Consider the following 21,897-nt stretch of genomic DNA (forward strand, 5'->3'; position numbering starts at 1 on the left):
AAATAAACCACAAAATCTTTTGATTTCATGGCTTATCAAATATAAAGATAATGCTAAATATATACTCTAACATTACCTTCCCCAAAGTTAATTATAGAGTATTTTCTCAAAAAAGACACTCTTGTAGTGTCTTTTTTATATTATTTTAATTTACTCCCATCTTACTTTTGTTAAACTCATATATGTAATAATACATATTTTTTAGATTGTATATTATGATATACTCTCATTGTGAGCTGATACATAATTTCTTTAGATTGGAAAACTAAAACCTCATTTACCCAATTTGGGGGCGCCTTATGGCGTCTTTTTTTTGCTATTGAAGTAAAAAACAGGACCGTAATATCATTGTTTAAAAAAATTGTATACATTAACAAGAATTCCGCCTACTAACTCTTATTTTTTGTGGCTATTTATTTGTTTCAGCATAATAATTTTTCATCTCGTATATGCAATAGACAATGATAGCTAAACTCCAACTGACACCATAGTAATCATGTGTGTAGAAATCATAACCTGCCTTAATACCTTTTTCCATTACAACTAACGTAAATCCTAACGCCACCCACTTGTTAATTTTCATCTTAATATACGTTATCGCTATTATTATTAAAAATAAAATATTTGTAAGGTAGTTTATCATTAGCTCATATTTTTGAATGTATACTGCCATTATACAAGCAACGATATTAGTCGCAATGCCCAAGGCAACCACGGCTCCCCAAATCCTGTCCGAAATTCCCACTCCCGATTCAGTCCCTTCCTTAATCACATTCTTTTCCTTAATTCGTTCCTACACCCTATTCAAGGTATGCTGTATTATCCTTGTCTGATGAATATCTAATTATCTTTTCATATAGTGCAAACAAAATTTCCTCTCATAATTTTCTCTTTATTAGGCAAACTAGGTTTAAGCCGTTTGAACTAGCGGCTTCACTCTTCTGGTAATGGGGTAGTAAATTTATAGTAATTGACTAACTCATTCAGTCCATTGGCACTGGCAGACGACAAAATTGTTGTCTGCCATTTTCATGTATACTTTTTCTAAATTCATTCCAAACCATATGTTTACCGTACTGATTTTGAAAGGAATGGAATTTAATTTTTAAACAAGTAATAAAGATATAGCTCAGTCCACTTTTGGTATAGGACTTTTTCTTTTTACATATACTATTTTTGAGCCTTTTTACCAATACGTGTTCTATTGGTGTCTTGAATTCCTCCTAAAAAGGGGCGGCAGATACGACTGCATGCCCTTTTTATTTATACTGCTTTTTTAAATCCAATACAGCAATTGAAAACTAAAAATGCACTATTACATATTCTTTTCAGCCCATATTATGTTAAACTTTCTTAAGTTGTTTATTTCATAGTTGAATTATGGTTTCGTATCAAATTCAGCAATATGTGAGCTGTACCCCAAAAGAAAAGACACTCAAAAGGTGTCTTTTCTTCTTTTAATTGAAAAACATTTTTCTTTTTCAAAAAGATCCAATTACCTCAATAACCTAAACTCCTTATTTAAAGAAAATTTGATCACGGTGCTCCAAAGTTTTCATCTATATCAACAGATAAACAATTCACTTCCAAATCATATCTCCACCAATATAATTTCTTAAAAATTTTCTGTCTTGTTCTTAATTTTGTCAAAATCCTCATATAACTATACAAAAAATATATGCTATTATGTTTTTAAGAAACTATGCGTTCCCTTAACCCTATATCCGACCCTGTATTTTTACAGGGTCTTTGTTTATTTTATTTGGCTTATAAGAATCATTACGCACCAAATTTCAATAAAAAGTGTTTAAATGTTAGTTAGAATTTCTAAATATATACTACACTAAACATCAGTTAACAGTATACACATAGTGTTAACTATCTTAATTGAATATTAGTAATAGTAAGTATAAAGATTATCAATTTACTATATCTTACATTTATGTAAAAATAGATGTATGTTAAGCTTTTTCAAAATCTTTCCCCTAATAAAGATTTGAAGTAGCATTTCATGATTCTCCTTACTGTTAATATGCCTTGAAAAAGAACCCGATAGGGTTCTTTTTCTTCTCATTACATCCTCAGTAATTACTTATTTAACATACAAAAAGGACTGACAATTACTTGCAATCCTTTTTACACCTTAATATACACTTGTATTAAGTACTTAACTCTTTATTTAGCATGCATTTAAACTAAACCAGTCATTATTATTTATATATAAAACACTTCAAAATTTAGAAATACACAATAACAAATCTTTCCCAGCTTCCAGCTACATAACTATTAGCTGTTAATTCTCTACCACCATTTGCCGATATAAATCTACCATTACTTAACGCTTGTAATACATATATCCTATTATCTCCACCATTATACAAGATAAATTTTTCCCATGCCCCAATTGATGTACGATCTGCTACTACTCTACCATTTGGCTCAAACGAAACATACTTTCCATTACTTTTCGTTTTTAAAGCAAACGTATATAATTCTCCAGTCGGAATTAATTCGAATTTCTCCCATTCATTAACTGCACTACGATTTGCTACCACATTTCCCGATGGCTCAGCAGAAACATATTGTAAATTTGCAGCTTGTATAGCAACAGTCCAACTTCCATTAAATAGACTCACACCTTTTAGTGAATCGGTATTTGATTGGTCGGCTGCCAATGCACCATTCGATGGGGTTATCATCATTATCATTAGAACCATTGGCAAAACCATTAAAACTAACTTTTTAAAGATTTTATTACCATTTGCATGAGTTATGAACCTCTTCATTCCCATTCCTCCCTTAATATATATAGCACTCATATACACTATACTAAATATGTAAAATTTTGTAATAAAAGAGGGTCTTTATCAACAAATACCTTATTATTCTGTTTCTTTTTTCTCAAATTTATCATTTTCTAAAAACAAAAAAAGAATCCTTTACGGATTCTTTTTTGCCTTGCACTCTTTTTCAAATAGTGCATTTTTGCACCTACTTTTAGTATAACTTATAATTCCTATAAAATAAATGAGATTAAATAAAATTCACTTCTTTATTTTCATAAAACATCATACATACTCCTTCATAATTTTACAGATAAAATAGGGTATTTTAAAACTCATCTCTTGAACATTCCTTTAGTTGCTCCATAGCAATCTTTCGCGCATGTTCCTCACTATCTATCAAAGTCAATCCTTGTGATATATAACTCCAAAATTCATATCCACAATCCTCCATCCATCTATAAGCTTCTGTTGTGTATAGCCCATCTTTTCTTTTAATGATTTGAACCTTATAGTTTTTACTTGGAGAAAAAAACTCTTGTATAACCTGCTCCATTTATGAAACGTCCTCCTAAAATCTATTTGAAATTATATTTTCACATAAACTCGTAATCGCAACCTCTTTTACGATAAATTACTGTAACTTTTTGAAAAAATAATATACCTTACATCCTCCCAGCATTTTCTTCCTGCACTACCCAAAATAAATAATACAGTTTATATCCTACAAATTTCAATAACATTAAGCTGTTACTTCTCTCTGTCGTTCAACATATTTCTACTACATATAATTAAATATTTTTTTCAAAAACCACTTCATGAAAGAACATAAGTTCGTGTATAATAAGAACAGAAATAAGAACAAATGTTCTTGTTATTATTAGGAGGAGTTATAGTGTATGACTATTCAATTTTACCGGATAGAATCATTTTATGTGTTGATCTTCGTAGCTTTTATGCTTCTGTTAGTTGCATCAAAATGGGATTAGACCCACTTCATACAAAATTAGCTGTAGTTGGTGATGTGAATCGAAATGGGTCCATTGTTTTAGCCGCAACTCCACCTTTAAAAGCAATGGGAGTAAAGAAGTTGGCAAGGCTATATGAGATTCCTCGACAAAAAGATATTCTTATTGTGAATCCAATTATGGGAACCTATATTAAGTGCTCCAATTACATAACGAAGTTAGCTCTACAATATGTTCCTATTGAAGACTTTCATCAATACAGCATCGATGAATTTTTTATGGATATTACCGATAGCATTCATCTATTTGCCCGGAATCCAAATGAATTTGCATTACAGTTTAAACGTGAAATATATGAACATACACGAATTGAATGCACAATCGGGATTGCACCTAACCTATTGATGAGTAAGGTGGCCTTAGATATTGAAGCAAAGAAAAAGAAAGACGGAATCGCTTATTGGAAATACGAAGATATACCTACAAAATTATGGAGCATACGACCACTTAGTAAGTTTTGGGGGATTTCGCATAAAACAGAAACAAAATTAAATCAAAAAGGGATACATTCAATTGGAGATTTAGCTAATTATCCTCTTAAATATTTAAAACAAAGCTTCGGCGTGATTGGCGAAGAATTACACTTACATAGTAATGGGATTGATTTTAGTCGAATTTCAGAGAAATATGTTCCGGTTACAACTTCTATAGGAAAAAGCCAAATTTTAATGCGTGATTATACAATAGAAGAATTTCCGATTATCCTACTGGAACATACCGAAGAAGTTTGCTATCGGTTAAGACAACAAAACAAACTTGCTCAAACTGTTCAATTTTCAATTGGATATAGTAAAAGTTATTCGGGTGGCTTTAGCAAAACACATACCTTAAGCCGTCCCACTAACTTAACCATGGACATTTATCAAGTTTGTCTATATTTTCTACATCAACAATATACTGGAGAACCAATTAGAAGTATTACTATTTCTCTAACAAAACTAATTGGTGAAGGAGAAGAACAAATTTCCCTTTTTGATAACATCATACAACGAGAAAAAGAAATAAAGCTAACGAAAGTAATGGATGAAATACGCACAAAGTTTGGAAAAAATAGCATATTAAGAGGAATTTCCTATACAAATAATGCAACAGCAAGATACAGAAACACACTGTTAGGGGGACACAAAGCATGAACAACGCTAATATGCCAAAAGGCAGAGGAATGATAAAATGGACGCCGTTTGCAGCAATGCCAGAACAATTCGTCGGAATACATGAAATGATCAAAGAGAAAAATAAAGTAGCGCGTCCCATTTTAACCTCTGAAAAGAAAGAACTGATTGAGAACATGTTACTATGTTCGTTGCTATCTGAAGAAGAGATATTAATTACATATTATGAAGATGGTTATTTACTCACCAACTATATGACCGTTATCGATATAAATCCATTACATAGCTCTATCATATGTACTGATGCTTTCTATAATAAGATGACAATACAATTTCCGAATATAATAGACGTAAAATAGATTTAGGTGATTATCTTTGGAGTATTATAAAGGAGCATATAAAATGCAAGGGAATCAGATAAGAAAGAATACAGCGAGAACCATTATTCATAATGATATAAATAACTATCCCTATTTAAATATACCTATGATTATCAATGAGAAAGATGGAATAACTTACGAGATTTTAAGCGCTGGTTTTCATAATAATGATGCAGTAGCGATGATAACGACAGATGGTTTCGCTACAACTAGGGTAAATACACCGATTGTAACAGTAAAAAACAATGATGGTAGTATCCAAGCATTCCGCTTACCTTTAGAATTGGAATATTGGGTACTTTCATGTATGTGTGCTGCTTCAACAGGGAGAAATCCGTTCCCATGTAAAGTTGCTTTTGGAATCATTGATACTAAATTTCATGTCGAATTCAAGTAAAAAAGGAGCAAATTAATTTGCTCCTTTTATCGTTATAAGATTTTTAACTTCTATCCTTAAACACACTATCTAGGATTCTATCCTAGATTCTGAACTTATATCTTAAATCCACCAATTAATTCTTGAAGTTCTTCGGCCATCTGTGCTAATTGTATTGCTGAAGAATTTATCTCTTCCATAGAAGCATGTTGTTCTTCAGATGAACCGGCTATCGTTTGCATACTTGAAGAATTCTCTTTCACAGCCATAGATATTTGATTAATTGATGTATCAACTTCCATTACATCACTTGTCATTTTATTTGATAATTCCACCATACCATATACTTTTGACACGATATCATTTGCAGATTTTGAAATTTCATAAAAACTTTGTTTTGTATCATTCGCAACCTGAATCCCTGACTGCACTTCAACTACTACTTCATTCATAGCTTTTACAGTCTCATGTACATCTGCTTGTATTTCATTAATTAAACTTCCAATTTCCATTGAAGATTCGGATGATTGCTCCGCTAACTTCCTGACTTCATCGGCAACAATTGCAAAGCCACGCCCCTGTTCTCCTGCCCTTGCCGCTTCAATCGCTGCATTCAATGCTAATAAATTTGTTTGTGCTGCAATATTTTGAATTACTTCTAATATACTTCCGATTTGCTGCGATTTCTTATCTAATAATTTAATTACATTATCAGATTGAGAAACAGAATAATGGATTGACTGCATTTGCGTTACAGTTTGTTCTACTAATTGTTCACCCTCATTGGCTTTTTGTTTTGTGTATACGGATGAAGCCGATACTTCAGAAGCATTATCAGCTACGCATTGAATGTTTCGTGTTACCTCACCAATTAAATTCGCTCCAGACGCCACTTCATTATTTTGAACTTCTGCACTATTCGATATTTCTTCCATTTCTTTTGTAATTTGTTCTGTCGCAACACTGGCTTGCTCTACGCTAGCGGTTAGTTCCTCAGATGAAGCAGCCACATGTCCTGCAGATGTGTTAATTTGAGAAATTATATTACGTAACGACTCTGCCATTGTATTGAAACTACCACCTAATTGACCAAGTTCATCCTTTGAACGAATATTTATTTTCTCAGTTAAATCTCCATGACTAATTCTTTGAGCTGAAATAACTAATTGTCTTAATGGATTAATAATAGATTTAAGAATGAAGAAAATTACAATTCCACCTAACAACAATGAAGCCCCTATTATAGTGAGTGTTTTATAAAAAATAGGATTGGTAGCTTCTTCAATTTCTTTAATAGGCATTACACCAGCTATTTTCCAACCTGTTTTTTTGTTTGTTTTAAAGCTTATGTTTCGATCCTCACCATTAAGGCTATAAGTAATTACTCCATCTTCTTTCTTGTATAGTTCATCTGCTAATGATTTCTCTAATTTCTCACCTGGCTTAAGTGTAGGATGAACAACTATAGTCTTATCTTGACTTACTATAGATACAAATCCTTGTTTTCCTATTTTTATCATTTTAGAAGTTTTTACGATATCATTAATATTCAAGTCCACACCAATGACACCACTTTTATCAGCATTTTGCTTTGCAATTGCTATTACCATATTGCCTGTAGCCTTTGATTTATAGGGAGACGAAACAATAATCTCTCCATTAGCTTTTACTGCATCCTTATACCAACTACTTTCTAATGGGTTAAATCCTTCAGGTATTTTTCCAACGGGCGCATGAATAAATTGATTATTACTAGATGTAGTATAAATTGTTTCTATCTCTGGATGTAACTGTATATATTGATCAAATTTACCTTGCACATTTTGCAATTGGTTAGCGTTATAATCACCTTGTGTAAGTATCTTTGCAAAATGAGTTACATCTACATGTTTATTTTCTAATTCATCATCAACTATCTTATTTAAAATACTCACATTATCTTTCGCAGATTGTAGAATTGTATCATTAAGATCTGTTTTCGCCTCATCATAAGATGCTATTCCCACGATAAGACTAGGTATAATTAATATTGCAATAAATGCCATAGACAACTTCGTTTTAAGCTTCATTTGTTCCAATCTTTCTTTTATTTTAAACACTCTCTACTTCTCCCTTTCATTCTTACAACTGATATAGTTTATTTAATTGTTTGCTCCTTTATTTTTTCTACATTCATTTATGGTATCATTCGAAATGAAATTACCGTTATATCCTTTTACATATATCTTCTTATATAACAATTTGGTTTTTACAAGCGGAGTTTTATCTATCCACCTTTCGAATATGTTATTTTGCTATATTAAGCAATGTTAAGGCTACGAATTATTCTAAATTAACTGGATGAAACATAGACTTCATTTAAAAGATTATTTTTGACTTTAATTGGATCAAAAGTTTAATCTAGAACTATTCAAATTTGATGAAATCCTTACCATAATAAACCCCTAAAACTTAACTAAGTGAATTTATTTTTTGGATAATTATGCTTAACAGCCTTTTAACCACTCTAACCGCTTCACTTCATTCATTTATCTATTTACTACAGCCACTTTTGTATTATTGGAAACTAAACCATAAATTCTAAATAGAAGAATAAAATAAATTGGAGGACTTCATTGTAACACGTATACATAAGTTTTAAATATTAAAATGAAAAAATATTTTTTCATTATCTTATCTTTATGAATTACTAATAATAGATTGCGAACTTTTTTGGGCTAGCATTTAGATCATGATTCAAATGAATAACAGCACCAATTCATATGTATTTTGCGAAATAAACTGTTTTGAACTACCTCACTGCTGAATTACACTTGGATGAACCTTTATAGATTTTGCACGTCTCTTCGCTCCATCATTTCCATCTAAACACCTTCTTACTACCATTACTTTTTCCTCTCGCGAAAATTTAACCATAAAAAAGTACACCCCAATTGTTGTTCTTGTCTAACATTTTGGGTGTACATTAATTAAGGACGACTTGAATGTCATTTGTATGGACGATTAATTAGCACCTTTCTTTGTTCTCCCACCATGTTTCAAATGCGCCAACTACTCTCAGCAAGAAGGAACGAGAACTAAGCGAATATAAAGCGATTTATATCATAAAAGATTATTTTTCACTTCTTTATCAATCTTTACAGAAGACACCTAAGAATTAACAAAGATATTGTTTCGTCTGTTTAATCTCTTACAGAAAAACGGACGAAAATCCCATAGGCATAAGAAGAAAACAATCATTGATATCTTAGGCATAGAAGTTATGCATATAATCAAAAAAGGACAAACTATCCAAGGTGAAAAGTTTGTCCAAAACCATAATCTCTCTGGGTAAACAATATATACTTCAGTTCCGCTAAAAGTCTTTTATTCTCTTTTCATATCCTACTATTTTTGCATTAGAACTAACAATAGTGAATTAGAATAATGACTTAATACTTGCTAGAACAGTAAGTATCCCTATAATAATTACAAATACATTGCTCATTTTCCCTCTGTATTTTGCTAGTACTGGTACTTTACGAATCGCATACATCGGTAGTAGACATAAGATAGCAGCGACTAACGGACCGCTAAGGGCATCAATGATTCCAAGAATACTTGGATTTGTATAAGCAACATACCAGCATGTTAGTACAACAAAAGTAAGAATCATTGTCTTAACTGTTTTTTCTCCTATATCTTTCCCACGTTTTTTACCGGACTTGATAATCATGTCACGCATTACCTCATACGCTCCTATATAATGGCCAAGGAAAGACTTTGTAATAGCCACAAACGCAATGATAGGAGCTGCAATCGTGATTACAGGCGAATTAAGCTCATTAGCAAGATATGATAGAATTGACAAATTCTGTTCTTTCGCCACCTTAAGATCATCTGGAGTCAAACTTAAAGTACTGCTCCACACAAAGAACATAACAACAGCGAATGTCATGATATAACAAACTTTTTGTATTTGAGCACACTTAGCATCAGTAGCGTCTATTCCATACGTAGCTCTCTGTTTCATAACAAATGACGAAATCATAGGAGAATGATTAAACGAGAATACGATGATTGGTAGAATCATCCAAATCATTCCGAAATATCCTGTTCCAGTTGAAGCAGTAGAAACACTTGAAAAACTTAGCATTGAAGTATTCCATTGTGGAATTAATGATATTGCAATAAAAAGTAGAGAAGCAATGAAAGGATATACTAGCATGCTCATTATCTTTACAGTAATATCTTGACCAAAATTTAGTATAGTGATAAGACCGAGTACTAATACAAGTGATAAAATAGCCCTTGGAGGCTCCGGCATGTGCAATTGATGCACAATAAAACTACTTGCAGTATTTGTAAGTGCAACCGAATACATCAGCACGATCGTATAAATTGAGACGAAATATACGATGTTAAAAATGATACTTGCTTTATTACCGAAATACTCTCTTATTGTTCCTGTAATCCCCTCGTCGGCAGAATTCGAAGCGTATATCATTTTAGCAAGCGCCCTATGTGAGTAATACATAACAGGATATGCAAGTATAGTAATTATCAGCAACGATAATAAACCACCTGAACCTGCATTAATCGGTAAGAAGAGTACTCCTGCTCCAATTGCTGTTCCAAATAGACTCAATGCCCAGGTAGTATCCTGTTTATGCCACTTTTTAGGGTCTAGATATTTCTTATTTTTTCCTGTAGTATTATCAGCTTGAAATTCTATGTTTTTTGCAGTATTCCCATTCATATAATAATTCCTCCTAGTGTCCTATTCTTACTTCTCTATTTAAGGCATCGAAATATAGACCGTTCTTTAAAAATGAATTGTTTATAAAGTGCGCCACATCGTATATCCTTCTTTTAAGTTGATCAACATTAAAAAATTTACGAGGCATCAACCTGACGAGTTTGTTACCACTTACAAAATGTTTCAATTATATAGTAGGATATATTATTGATAATTCCCCAATATCTAGAAATCCTTAAGCGAACAATAGAGAATAGATTGTTAACTATTTCACAATATAGACGTTAACTGTTCATTGATTTGATTGTTTCTCCCCAAATATTTTATTTTTAATGGCAATCCCTGTAGGTGTAGCCGCAATTCCACCTAAACCTGTCTCTCTTAATTCGCGAGGCATCTGTCTTCCAACTCTATACATCGCTTCAATAACTTCGTCAGCATTGATGATATTGTTTACACCGGCTAATGCGATGTCCCCTGCTGCTAAAGCATTTGCCGTCCCAATGGCGTTTCTCTTTACACAAGGAATTTCTACCAAACCAGCGACTGGATCACAAACTAAACCGAGTAAATTTTGTAACGCAATTGAAAAAGCTTCAGAAGATTGCTGTGGCGTTCCACCCGCAGCTTCTACTGCAGCTGCAGCCGCCATCGCTGAGGCACTTCCTATTTCAGCTTGACATCCTCCGTACGCTCCTGATATACAAGCATTGTTTGCGACTATTGTTCCAAATAACGCTGAAGTGAATAGAAAATGAATCATATCTTCATGACTTAAATCTAACGTATCTTTAATACTAAATAGAACTCCCGGAATCGTTCCACTCGCACCTGCTGTTGGAGTTGCACAAATAGCTCCTAATGCAGCATTTACTTCATTAACACCAATAGCACTTTGGATCCCTAACACCATCAAATCTCCAGAAAGAGTTTTCCTATTTTCTCGATAATTTTTAATTTTAACAGCATCCCCTCCAGTTAAACCAGTCGGAGAAAATACCCCGTCGCCCTCAATACTTTTATTTATAGCATTTTTCATAGTCGCTAAATTTCGTTCCATTTTATTCAAAACTTCTTCATAAGTAGATTTAGTTTGTTCCATTTCCTGTTCAATTGCTAATTCATAAATTGGCTTTTGGCTTTTATTAGCTGCATCCACAATTTCTTTTATGGACATATACATATTTTTTCACTCCTTAATGTAACTAAAGAATAATGAGATTAGCTATATTGCTTAAATTTCTTAACTCCTCCTGAATATTAACAGGCAATATTGAATCTAATGCGAATACAAATAAAAATTTTCTATTTTCTTCCAAACTATAAAAATTATTAATTTCCACATCATATTGTTTAAAGATCCTGCGTAAGATAAATTCAAAGTCAGCTCTTTCTGAAATCGCAATAACAACTGGCAATGGCCCCTGCAGTTCTAAGCTAAATCCGTCAATTTCAACATGTTTAATTTCAATTAATCCACCACCAACCGAAATACCCATCGTTCTAATACTTCGACTGTCATCCTCTAAATATACATCTGCCGTATTTGGATGACCGGCAGGACTATCACCTGATTTTTCAATAAAAGTAATATCAATCCCTTTAGATTTTGCTATTTTAATAGCATCTGGCACTTTGCTGTCATCGGCTGCAAATCCTAATATCCCAGCAATAATCGCAAAATCAGTTCCATGTCCTTTATGGGTTTCAGCAAATGATTCATAATACCTAACCACGACTTTTTTTGGAAGATCTTGAAATAATTTATTTGCAACTGCTCCAATAGCCAAAGCCCCTGCAGTATGTGAACTCGAAGGACCTATCATTACCGGACCAATCACGTCAAAACAGCTTTTGTATTTAACAACCTTTTTTTCTTTAATAGATGCTACATTTATGTTCATATAAGCACCCCCATAGTTTATTATTTTTAATTGCTGTTGAATCTAAGTTATTAGACTGATCAATTGAAAATAAGATCTGTTTGATAGCGCTTTCTTTGTTGAGTTGAATAAACTTTCCTTTTGATCCACAACCCTTCATATAGTAATCATATCAGTATGTCCAATTTTAGAAACTTACTGGCAAGTTCTTTAGAATTTTCGAACCAAAACGAGGTTTGATATTTTCTCTAGAGGTTATAAATTATCTCTCGACGCCCTCATTATAACTTGTATATTTATGAGTTCAATCTTTTTTTATTTTTAGAAAGATTGAATAGACAGAATTTTGAATGGTTAATAAATTACACTTAGTATGTAACAATTATGTCCTTTGTTTGAAGCTGTATTAGTTAATAGAAAAGCAAAAATAACACAGAGTTACTTTCATTAACACATTGATTATATTGGAAAATCATTATAAGAATACTTATATTGTCCTTGGTTGGAACATCTTATTTTGGACATGAAAGCTGTTACAATAAATGATTCATGTAGATGGAAAGGAATACACGAATCAAACATAAAACAATTAATGTATATTAATTATAAATTAAGCATGAATATTTATTATCAGAAAAGAGGGACTTCTTTTGCGAATCTTAACATAAAGTAATACTTTAGCAGTATTCACTCGTTTAAATTAAATATATTCTTTTTATAAAGGTACAGCATTATGTCGGTTTTAGCGCAAATGAAAGATAAGTCCCATATAACAATATGGACTTTTTATACTATTTTCATATGAAAATCCTCTTCATAACGCAAATAAAAAAGGGCTATTTCAGCCCTTTTTTATTTATAAATCCTCTATATCATATTCAGTATATCCCTCATAATAGTAACTAATATCAATGCCTCTCATGAATACTTCACGGCTATTAATTTTATCTACTAGTGCATTTTGGAGTAAATGCTTAATTTCAATATCTTTAATTGGGCTGCGTTCCATTGCCAGTAAATAATCTTCTTTATCAATTCTAGTCCAGTCAACCACCTGTTGAATTTCATTCTTAAAAATTAAATCTAACCATATTCTAGTCGCTCTACCATTTCCTTCTCTAAAAGGGTGAGCAATATTCATTTCAACATACTTCTCAACGATTTCATCAAAAGTTGTTTGTGGCATAGTGTTTATATGTTCTAGTGAATGACTTAGATACATAACAGGAGCAAATCGAAAGTTCCCCTTCGCAAGATTAACCTTGCGAACCTTTCCAGCAAAGAAATAAATATCCTCAAATAGATAATTATGAATGTGAGAAAGACCCTTAAATGTGCCAACTTCTATGTGGTTTATTTCTCCTGAATCATATATATCTTTGGCTTTCATTTTTGATAAACGTTCTTCCACTCGGTTCAATTCCAATTGATTTTTGATACCTAATTCATTTTCTAGCACAGTCACTCTCCTCTTTTTCTACCATTAATTCTTTTACCATATCCAAATCTTCTTGTGTGACTAAATTCTTGATGAAACTTCTAGCCATAGTTTTATTTATTACCCAGTTACTCTTTTATAATATTAGAAATACTTTCTTCTAACAATTCAAATCCATTACTTAAGCCTTCTATATCAATTGTTAAAGAAGGTAACAACTTAATTACTTCATCATTAGGCCCAGACGTTTCAATAATTAAACCACTTTCAAATGCAACTGAGCAGATTTTTTTAGCTATTCCAAAAGTATTACACGCTATTCCTTGCATAAAGCCTCTCCCTCGTACTTCTCCTTGAAGTTGGGGATATTTTAAACAAATCCCATTAAGAAAACTAGTTATTTTTTCACTTTTCCATTTTAAAGCATTAATAAACTCTATATCTTGCCAATAACTCAATGCTTCTGTAGCTGCTAAAAATGCTAGATTATTCCCTCGAAACGTTCCATTATGTTCTCCTGGTTCCCACTTATCATATTCTGGTTTAATTAGTGTAATAGCCATCGGAAGGCCAATGCCACTTATAGATTTTGACAAACAAATTATGTCTGGTTTAATGTTCGCAGGTTCAAAACTAAAAAATGTACCCGTACGTCCGCACCCTGCTTGAATATCATCAACAATCAATAATATATTATATTTTTTACACAGTCTGTCAATTCCCTTTAACCATTGGGAGCTAGCGGTATTTAAACCACCTTCACCTTGAACTGTTTCTAGAATAATTGCAGCAGGTAAATCCACTCCACTTCCGCTATCACCTAATACTTTTTCTAAATATGATAAAGAATTAAGAGAATCTAAATAATTTTCATACGGCATGATAATACTATTATTTAGTGGTACTCCAGCACCCTTTCTCTTAAAATGATTACTCGTTATTGAAAGTGATCCTAAACTCATTCCATGAAAAGCATTAGAAAAACTTATGATATTTGTACGCCCGGTCACTTTTCGAGCAATTTTCAGTGCACTTTCAACAGAATTTGTACCTGTTGGACCAGGAAACATAATTTTATAGTCTAAATCACGTGGTTCCAAAATAATTTTGTTAAAGTGCTTTAAAAAGTTCACTTTAGCACTTGTTCCCATATCAAGACTATGAATAATACCATCTTCTAAAAGATAATCTATTAATACCTGTTTCATTTTTTCATCATTATGTCCATAATTAAGAGCACCAGCACCTGAGAAAAAGTCAATATACTCTTTTCCATCTACATCCCATAATTTATACCCTTTAGACTTAGTAAAAATCGTTGGAAAGCTTCTACTATAACTTCGAACCTGGGATTCCAGTTCATTAAATATATCCATTTTTGAACTAACTACCATAAAAGAGCACCTCCTAATTTTTCTTTTTTGCTATACTCACAAAGAATAATGAAAAGTTATATAATTTCTATCCTAAATTTTATACTGAATGCGTATCTTTATAGCGATGAGCTGCTATTGCTGCTTGACCAAGAGAGATTCCCCCATCATTGGTAGGTACTTGTTTGTGCATGTAAACCTCGAATTTACAAGCCTTAAGTGACTTATAGGTTTCTACAAGTAAAAACTTATTTAAAAATACTCCCCCACTAAGAACTAGTTTATTAATCCCTGTTTCTTGACGAATTTGTTTACAGGTTTCTGTAATCATCTGAACCATTGTATAATGAAAACGATAGCTTAATTCACCCTTGGTATACTTATTTTTAAGTATCAAAGATACCAACTCTTTAAACATAGGTTTTATATCAATTTTTCTAATTCCATTCGAAGCAACTATTTCATAAGATAATAAAGGATTGGAAGAATTATTGATATCAATTGCTTGCTCCAACTCAATAGCAGCCTGTCCTTCATATTGGACTGTTTCACGGACACCCAATAGTGCTGAAACAGCATCAAAAAGCCTTCCCATACTTGAAGTAAGAGGAGAATTAATTCCTTTTTGAATCATTTTTATAAGTACATCTAGTTCAAAATTATTTCGCTCTGAAATTATCTTTATTGGTAATTCTTTGACTTGTTCACCATATATTTGCGTCAATATTCCTAAAGCAATTCTATACGGTTCTTTAACGGCTTTATCACCGCCTGGTAGCTGAAAGTAATCGATATATGCCGCTCTTTGATAATTAAGAAAATCACCGATTAAAAACTCTCCGCCCCAAATATTCCCATCATCACCATAACCCGTTCCATCTAAAATAACTCCTAAAACAGGACCATCTAATTGATTATCCACCATACAAGAAGCCATGTGGGCATGATGATGCTGAACCTGTACAACTGGTAAAGTTTTTTGATCAAATGCATATTTTGTACTATAAAAATCAGGATGAAGATCACTTGCTATTACGGAAGGACTGATTTCAAAGATTTTTTGTAAATGAGCTATAGTATTTTTAAATGATTCATAAATTTTATAGTTTTTTAAATCGCCAATATGATGACTAATAAAAGCTTTTTCACCTTTAGTTAAGCAAATCGTATTCTTTAATTCTGCTCCTAAAGCTAGTACATTAGTTGATCCTTCTTTAAAATCAATTGGGTTTGGTACATACCCTCTAGCGCGACGAATTATTTGTAGTTTTGTTATTTCATCATCTAAATCAATACCCCTAACAATAGAGTCATCTACTCTAGTGAATATCTCCCTATTGTGTACTAAATAATAATCTGCAATTTCTTTTAGCTGCTCAATTGCATCTCCATCTTTATATACAATTGGTTCATCAGAAACATTGGCGCTCGTAGCTATTAATGCAAGAAAATTCCCTCTTAAAATGAGATGATGAAGTGGTGTATAGGCTAACATTACCCCATAGGTATTATTATTAGGTGCAACATCTGAAGAAATATACTCATTTTCCTTTTTGTTCAATAGCACAATTGGCCGTTCTTTAGATACTAATAAAGCTTCTTCATTTTTTGTTATTTCAGCAAAATTTTTCACATCATCTAATTGAGATGACATTAAAGCAAAAGGTTTTTCATCCCGTTTTTTTCTTTTTCTTAATTCTTTTACAGCTTCATGATTCATTGGATCTACAACTAAGTGATATCCACCTAACCCTTTAATAGCTAGGATTTTCCCCTTTTTTAACAAATCAATAGTTTTCTCTATTGGATTATCAGTGGGGACATTTGTACCATCTGCTGTTTTCAATTGAACTTGTGGTCCACATTTCCAGCAAGCATTTGGTTGTGCATGAAATCTCCGATCCAATATGTCTTTGTATTCTTTATCACACTCTTTGCACATAGGAAATTTTACCATTGTAGTATACGGTCTATCATAAGGAATATCTTTTATTATTGAATATCTAGGTCCACAATTTGTACAATTAATAAATGGATAACGAAACCTTCTATTCGTTGGATCAAATAATTCTTCTAAACATTCATTACATACATAAGTATCAGGAGATATTAAAGTTTGCCTACTGCTATGTTTTTGGCTACTCAAAATATCAAAAGAGCTATAACGATTATTGGATTCTTGTTCCTCTATCAATTTAACCTCTTGCACATAAGCCAATTCTGGGGAATTAAATTCTATATCATGAATAAAAAGTGTAATATTATTTTGTTCCCCTTCTACTTCTATCAGCACTCCATTTGAATCATTTAACACCCATCCGTTTAGATCATATTTTTTTGCTATTCTATATACAAAAGGTCTAAAACCAACACCTTGCACAATGCCTTTAACTTGATACTTTTTTATAAACATATTTATTACTTTTTTCATAAATTGTCTCCTAACATAATCGAGGTAATTCTGCCCCATATAATAACTCAATGAGTTTCAATTCACCTGATTTTGCTTCCATGAGCACTTGTCTTTCTTTTGTTTGAGTAACTTTACCAATTACCGCAGCTTCTTTACCATATTTAGTATTTTTTAATACCCTCACGACTTCCTCACTTACCTCTGGAGACACAAACATACAAACATTGCCCTCATTAGCTAGATACATTGGATTAACACCTAACATGTCGGCAGCCATAATAGTTTCTGCTAACATAGGAATATCTCTTTCTTGTATTTTTATTCCAGTATTAATTGTTTCTGAGACTTCATTTAAAACTGTACCTAACCCGCCTCTTGTAATATCTCGCATACAATGTATAGAATCACCAAAATGATTTTTTAACTCTGATATCATATGATTTAATGGTGCACAATCACTATTTATTCTCTGTTCAAACCCTAATCCTTCTCTGATAGAAAGGATATGTATACTATGGTTTCCTAGTTGTCCTGTTATAATGATATCGTCACCTTCTTGAATAGAATTTACCGAAAATGGTGATACATCTCCTTCAAAAACTCCTATTCCAGTTGTATTAATAAAAATTTTGTCTACTTCACCTTTTTTAACAACTTTTGTATCCCCAGCAACAATATACACGCCAGCTTCTTTCGCGGTCTCTCTTATAGAATCTAATATTTCTTCCAAATCTTTAATTGGAAAACCCTCTTCTAGTACTAATGCCAATGATAGATAAAGTGGTTTTGCACCACTAACCGCTAAATCATTAACCGTTCCACAAACTGCTACTTTACCTATATTTCCCTCACCAAAAAAGATAGGATCAATAACAAAAGAGTCTGTTGTCATCGCCAATCTTCTACTACTTACCTCAAGAATGGCACTATCCTCCATTTTTCCAAGGTGAACATCTTCTAGTTTTGCAGTAATAATTGAACTAATTAAATCCTGACTCAATAGTCCTCCTGTTCCATGATCTAAAATTATATTTTCTAAATCTTTAGTTAATTTCATTTATTAAAACTCCTTTTCATTTTTATTTTTGAAAAATAATATCACTTGCTACATAGAACAAGTGATATTACAACGTATTTACTTACGGTATTGCAACTCCATCAAAAGAAATATCTTCATTTTTAGAAATCGAATTACAGATTTCCTCGATACTCATAATCTTTGCACAATATGAACCTAACCACTTTAAAGCCCGTTCTTTATCTTCAGCCTTCGCTGAAACAACCGCGTCTTCTGGTACGATTACATTATAACCACGGAAAAATCCATCTGCTGCAGTTGTTTGTACGCAAATTTGAGTTTGCATACCCGTAATAATAATTGTATCTACTCCTAATTTTTTTAAGGTTTCATCTAGATTTGTCTCAAAAAAACCACTATCCTTATTTTTCTCCATAATAATATCTTTTTCATGAAGAAACTCAGGTAAGATTTCTGCACCTTTAGATCCCTTTGTGACTGGTAAAAAATCACCATATCGTTCAGCTTTCGGATCATCTTCTAAGTTAATTAACTGCAGGTGAATAATAGAAACATCATTTTCTCTCATAGTATTTAAGAAAGACACCATTTTAGGCGTAAACGCCTCCACAGCTGCAATTCTATCCTCATTTTTATTAACCAAATCGTACTGTAAGTCATTTGTAAGCACTGCATATTTCATAATAATCCTACCTCCAATTAACTAAGAATTTAATTTTTCTAAAATACAATGTTCATTATTCCACCAGTAGTAAGAATATGTCAAATATTATTTTTTATCTAAATTTTCTAAAAAATTTTCTGAAAATTAATGCCTAATAGGACTCTATTTCCCATTAGGCATTAATTTTACGCTTTTTATTTAGAATAATCTCTCATATGTAATTAAAGTTTTTCACTCTCTGTAAAAAATGATTTATGTTCTACTGGAGAAGAAAGCACTATTAAGGTTGTAGGCTTTCCATACTCTAAACACAAATTAATATAGTCTTCGAGTGTATGTACAGATTCCGTCACTACCTTTGTTAGATAACTATACATACCGGCAATACGGTGACATTCGACTACATCTGAATGTTCCATTGCGAATTTTTTATATTTGTTGCAATCCTTTGGTTCCATCAAAACAAACGCAGTAATATGTTTTTTTAATTCTTTCGGATTAACAATCGTGCGATAACTTGTAATAACCTCCTGTTCTTCTAGTCTTCTAACTCGCTCTGTAACAGAAGGGGAACTCAAACCTACCAGTTTTCCTATTTCAACCATACTTAAACGTGCATTTTCTTGAAGATGAGAAAGAATCTTTAAATCTGTTTCATCCATTGCTGGGCCTCCCCTTGATTAATTAAGAAAACATTTAATAATTCTTAAATTTTTTAAGAAAATTATAATTAATACATAAATTATAGCATGTTATCCTTTTTTAAAACTTTATATAATTAATATCAATTAATGAAAGAGAGGCTGAGTATCTTGACACAACAATCATTGAAACGCTCAATTACTTGGGTACAGGGGACCGCATTAACCATAGGAGCTGTGTTAGGGTGTGGAATCCTTATTTTACCTTCAATTACTGCAAATAGCGCTGGACCAGCTTCAATTTTATCTTGGGTTATCATGTCTATATTAGCTTTTCCTATTGTAGCGACTCTAGCGCGTCTCGCTAAAATGATTCCTAGTGCTGGAGGAATTACAGCTTATGTTCAAATGGCATTTAATGCAAATACAAGTGCCATTCTAGGCTGGATTATGTTAGGATCTATTCCTATTGGAGTTCCTATTATTGCTTTAACAGGTGCCCATTATATTGGATATGTTTTTCCAATAAGCAATCTTAGTGTTATAGGAATTGCAGCATTAATTTTAATTACCTCTTTACTCTTACATATAAAAGGAATCGAGCTATCATCAAAAGTTAGTGTGTTTGTAATTTGTATTATTTCACTTTTAATAGTTGTCGCTGTTATCGTTTCTATACCATATGTAAAATTAAGTTCTTTTACACCATTTGTACCAAACGGGTGGTCTTCCGTTGGCGCTTCTTCTGTAATTATCTTTTTCTCCTTTGTAGGGTGGGAAATGATAACCCCATTAGCTGAAGAATTTAAAAGGCCCGCTAAAGATATTTCGATTAGTTTATTTTTAGGAGCAATTTGTATCTCCATTATGTACATTGCAATATCTTTTGTAACAATAGGGACCCACTCATATGGTGATAAAGATCAGATAGCTTCCCTTAGTATTCTAATATCAAAAGGATTAGGACCGATAGGTACCTATATAACAACTATCTTAGCAATTTTCATATCGTTTAGTGCTGTACATGCTAACATTGCAGGTTTTTCAAGAATGATTTATGCTCAAGCTAGAGAAGGACATTTCCCTTCCTTCTTTGCTAAGTTACACTCTCAATTTCAAACTCCAACTAGGGTATTACTAGTTCTAGGAGGCATTTTTAGTTGTATTTTAATTTTTTATGGTATGGCACGACCAAATTTAGAAATGCTTCTTAAAGGTCCTAGTGTAATATTTATTACTTCATATATTTTTACAATGCTTGCTGCTCTTAAATTATTAAAAGTGCGTGATATAGGTTGGTGGATGGCCTTCCTATCTCTAATTATATGTATTATTGTATACTCATTTAGTGGTTGGGCTATTTTCTATCCAGTTATCTTATCAGTTATTGGTTGGATTTATATAGTTATGAATAAGAAGTATAGTACTATAACCAATCATCAAATAAATACATCAAATGAAAATTAGTTTCTACTCCTATAAACTAATACCACAGATTATATACTGTTATTAGCACTATCCAGGTTGGAATAAGTACAGTTTCAACTGACTTATAATTAGATCAATGTAATTTCATAAAATATGAATGATTAATAGAAGTTATTTTTCATCTTTCAATTAACAACCCTTTTTTATAACGTACCTCTGCAAAGAAACGTTATAAAAAAGGGTGATTGATTATGTGCAGACCCTCTTTCACCTTACTTCACATATACATAAGTTTCATTTGCAATTACAAAGTAGGTTTTATCCTTATTGTTGTGTATTTTAACAGTATAAATATAGGTTCTCGTGCAGCTTTTTTAAACTATAATAAACTCCGAAAAACCAACTAAGGAGCATAATAAATGAGATATGTTAAAGAAAAGTGGTTTGAGAAAGATAATATGTCTGAAATTCTAAAGGAACGTGGTATTCCGATTTATCCAACAATCATTATGCACTAAGTTCGTGAATACGAAAATTTTATCCGTTATTTTTGAAAAACAACAAAGCAAAAATACCTTTTTATCTTTATACTCAACATATT

Annotated in this window: 17 protein-coding genes and 1 pseudogene; 5 read left to right on the forward strand and 13 right to left on the reverse strand. The window is 32.1% G+C overall.

What is annotated here, in order from left to right:
• Positions 1-409 precede the first annotated feature (409 nt).
• From AC3WVA_RS24685 to AC3WVA_RS24695, 3 genes are all read right to left on the reverse strand, one after another.
• Entirely contained in the window at positions 410-745 is a 336-nt protein-coding gene (locus AC3WVA_RS24685; RefSeq protein ID WP_000512932.1) for a hypothetical protein, read from the reverse strand.
• A 1,492-nt stretch (positions 746-2,237) separates the two neighbouring features.
• Positions 2,238-2,786, reverse strand: a complete 549-nt coding sequence (locus AC3WVA_RS24690) for a fascin domain-containing protein (protein WP_000819414.1) — start codon at positions 2,784-2,786, stop codon at positions 2,238-2,240.
• A 325-nt stretch (positions 2,787-3,111) separates the two neighbouring features.
• Complete coding sequence (locus AC3WVA_RS24695; protein WP_000438639.1) at positions 3,112-3,339, reverse strand: hypothetical protein; 228 nt, start codon at positions 3,337-3,339, stop codon at positions 3,112-3,114.
• 339 nt (positions 3,340-3,678) lie between these two features.
• On the opposite strand from AC3WVA_RS24695, the gene AC3WVA_RS24700 reads away from it, so the two are divergent.
• The 3 genes from AC3WVA_RS24700 to AC3WVA_RS24710 are packed head-to-tail and all read left to right on the forward strand — an operon-like array spanning position 3,679 to position 5,700.
• Entirely contained in the window at positions 3,679-4,944 is a 1,266-nt protein-coding gene (locus tag AC3WVA_RS24700; RefSeq protein ID WP_492322250.1) for a Y-family DNA polymerase, read from the forward strand.
• The gene (locus AC3WVA_RS24705; protein WP_341013448.1) at positions 4,941-5,282 is read left to right on the forward strand and encodes a YolD-like family protein; all 342 of its coding nucleotides are present in this window, start codon (positions 4,941-4,943) and stop codon (positions 5,280-5,282) included. The genes AC3WVA_RS24700 and AC3WVA_RS24705 overlap by 4 nt, the downstream gene beginning before the upstream one ends.
• Before the next feature lie 43 nt (positions 5,283-5,325).
• A complete protein-coding gene (locus tag AC3WVA_RS24710; protein ID WP_033692766.1) occupies positions 5,326-5,700 on the forward strand; it encodes a hypothetical protein in 375 nt (124 codons plus the stop codon).
• Between the two features lie 95 nt (positions 5,701-5,795).
• Here AC3WVA_RS24710 and AC3WVA_RS24715 read toward each other — a convergent pair whose 3' ends face one another.
• Positions 5,796-7,778 (reverse strand): methyl-accepting chemotaxis protein, encoded by a 1,983-nt coding sequence (locus AC3WVA_RS24715; RefSeq protein WP_492322251.1) that lies wholly within the window; start codon positions 7,776-7,778, stop codon positions 5,796-5,798.
• 877 nt (positions 7,779-8,655) lie between these two features.
• On the opposite strand from AC3WVA_RS24715, the pseudogene AC3WVA_RS24720 reads away from it, so the two are divergent.
• Positions 8,656-9,013 (forward strand): annotated as a pseudogene (locus AC3WVA_RS24720) (hypothetical protein); the annotation flags it as partial.
• An 84-nt stretch (positions 9,014-9,097) separates the two neighbouring features.
• On the opposite strand, the gene AC3WVA_RS24725 reads toward AC3WVA_RS24720, so the two are convergent.
• The 9 genes from AC3WVA_RS24725 to AC3WVA_RS24765 form a co-directional block, all read right to left on the reverse strand.
• Positions 9,098-10,417: an aromatic amino acid transport family protein gene (locus AC3WVA_RS24725; RefSeq protein WP_097841756.1), complete on the reverse strand. Its 1,320-nt coding sequence runs from the start codon at positions 10,415-10,417 to the stop codon at positions 9,098-9,100.
• A gap of 292 nt (positions 10,418-10,709) precedes the next feature.
• Positions 10,710-11,600 carry an L-serine ammonia-lyase, iron-sulfur-dependent, subunit alpha gene (gene sdaAA / locus AC3WVA_RS24730; protein ID WP_000281945.1) on the reverse strand — a complete coding sequence of 297 codons (891 nt, stop codon included), beginning with the start codon at positions 11,598-11,600 and terminating at the stop codon, positions 10,710-10,712.
• Positions 11,601-11,622: 22 nt separating this feature from the next.
• On the reverse strand, positions 11,623-12,321 hold the full coding sequence (gene sdaAB / locus AC3WVA_RS24735) for an L-serine ammonia-lyase, iron-sulfur-dependent subunit beta (RefSeq protein WP_087959014.1): 699 nt from the start codon (positions 12,319-12,321) through the stop codon (positions 11,623-11,625).
• 835 nt (positions 12,322-13,156) lie between these two features.
• A complete protein-coding gene (gene fic / locus AC3WVA_RS24740) occupies positions 13,157-13,759 on the reverse strand; it encodes a protein adenylyltransferase Fic (protein ID WP_048525267.1) in 603 nt (200 codons plus the stop codon).
• Between the two features lie 107 nt (positions 13,760-13,866).
• Positions 13,867-15,132 carry a diaminobutyrate--2-oxoglutarate transaminase gene (gene ectB, locus AC3WVA_RS24745; RefSeq protein WP_000261666.1) on the reverse strand — a complete coding sequence of 422 codons (1,266 nt, stop codon included), beginning with the start codon at positions 15,130-15,132 and terminating at the stop codon, positions 13,867-13,869.
• A 79-nt stretch (positions 15,133-15,211) separates the two neighbouring features.
• Entirely contained in the window at positions 15,212-17,542 is a 2,331-nt protein-coding gene (hypF, locus tag AC3WVA_RS24750; protein ID WP_098346219.1) for a carbamoyltransferase HypF, read from the reverse strand.
• A 10-nt stretch (positions 17,543-17,552) separates the two neighbouring features.
• Positions 17,553-18,581 (reverse strand): hydrogenase expression/formation protein HypE, encoded by a 1,029-nt coding sequence (gene hypE, locus AC3WVA_RS24755; protein ID WP_087967751.1) that lies wholly within the window; start codon positions 18,579-18,581, stop codon positions 17,553-17,555.
• An 82-nt stretch (positions 18,582-18,663) separates the two neighbouring features.
• Positions 18,664-19,245 carry a cysteine hydrolase family protein gene (locus AC3WVA_RS24760; protein WP_000872528.1) on the reverse strand — a complete coding sequence of 194 codons (582 nt, stop codon included), beginning with the start codon at positions 19,243-19,245 and terminating at the stop codon, positions 18,664-18,666.
• Positions 19,246-19,448: 203 nt separating this feature from the next.
• Positions 19,449-19,889 (reverse strand): Lrp/AsnC family transcriptional regulator, encoded by a 441-nt coding sequence (locus AC3WVA_RS24765; RefSeq protein WP_000344587.1) that lies wholly within the window; start codon positions 19,887-19,889, stop codon positions 19,449-19,451.
• A gap of 150 nt (positions 19,890-20,039) precedes the next feature.
• On the opposite strand from AC3WVA_RS24765, the gene AC3WVA_RS24770 reads away from it, so the two are divergent.
• A complete protein-coding gene (locus tag AC3WVA_RS24770) occupies positions 20,040-21,335 on the forward strand; it encodes an APC family permease (protein ID WP_000193977.1) in 1,296 nt (431 codons plus the stop codon).
• Positions 21,336-21,897: the final 562 nt, after the last annotated feature.

The organism is Bacillus sp. EB106-04-02-XG92, from assembly GCF_058791995.1.

Bases quoted from the DNA above. Each gene is read 5' to 3' on its own strand.
- AC3WVA_RS24690 (WP_000819414.1), bottom strand. From the start codon at position 2,786: ATGAAGAGGTTCATAACTCATGCAAATGGTAATAAAATCTTTAAAAAG.
- AC3WVA_RS24695 (WP_000438639.1), bottom strand. From the start codon at position 3,339: ATGGAGCAGGTTATACAAGAGTTTTTTTCTCCAAGTAAAAACTATAAG.
- AC3WVA_RS24705 (WP_341013448.1), top strand. From the start codon at position 4,941: ATGAACAACGCTAATATGCCAAAAGGCAGAGGAATGATAAAATGGACG.
- AC3WVA_RS24710 (WP_033692766.1), top strand. From the start codon at position 5,326: ATGCAAGGGAATCAGATAAGAAAGAATACAGCGAGAACCATTATTCAT.
- AC3WVA_RS24725 (WP_097841756.1), bottom strand. From the start codon at position 10,417: ATGAATGGGAATACTGCAAAAAACATAGAATTTCAAGCTGATAATACT.
- sdaAA (WP_000281945.1), bottom strand. From the start codon at position 11,600: ATGTATATGTCCATAAAAGAAATTGTGGATGCAGCTAATAAAAGCCAA.
- sdaAB (WP_087959014.1), bottom strand. From the start codon at position 12,321: ATGAACATAAATGTAGCATCTATTAAAGAAAAAAAGGTTGTTAAATAC.
- ectB (WP_000261666.1), bottom strand. From the start codon at position 15,132: ATGGTAGTTAGTTCAAAAATGGATATATTTAATGAACTGGAATCCCAG.
- hypF (WP_098346219.1), bottom strand. From the start codon at position 17,542: ATGAAAAAAGTAATAAATATGTTTATAAAAAAGTATCAAGTTAAAGGC.
- hypE (WP_087967751.1), bottom strand. From the start codon at position 18,581: ATGAAATTAACTAAAGATTTAGAAAATATAATTTTAGATCATGGAACA.
- AC3WVA_RS24760 (WP_000872528.1), bottom strand. From the start codon at position 19,245: ATGAAATATGCAGTGCTTACAAATGACTTACAGTACGATTTGGTTAAT.
- AC3WVA_RS24765 (WP_000344587.1), bottom strand. From the start codon at position 19,889: ATGGATGAAACAGATTTAAAGATTCTTTCTCATCTTCAAGAAAATGCA.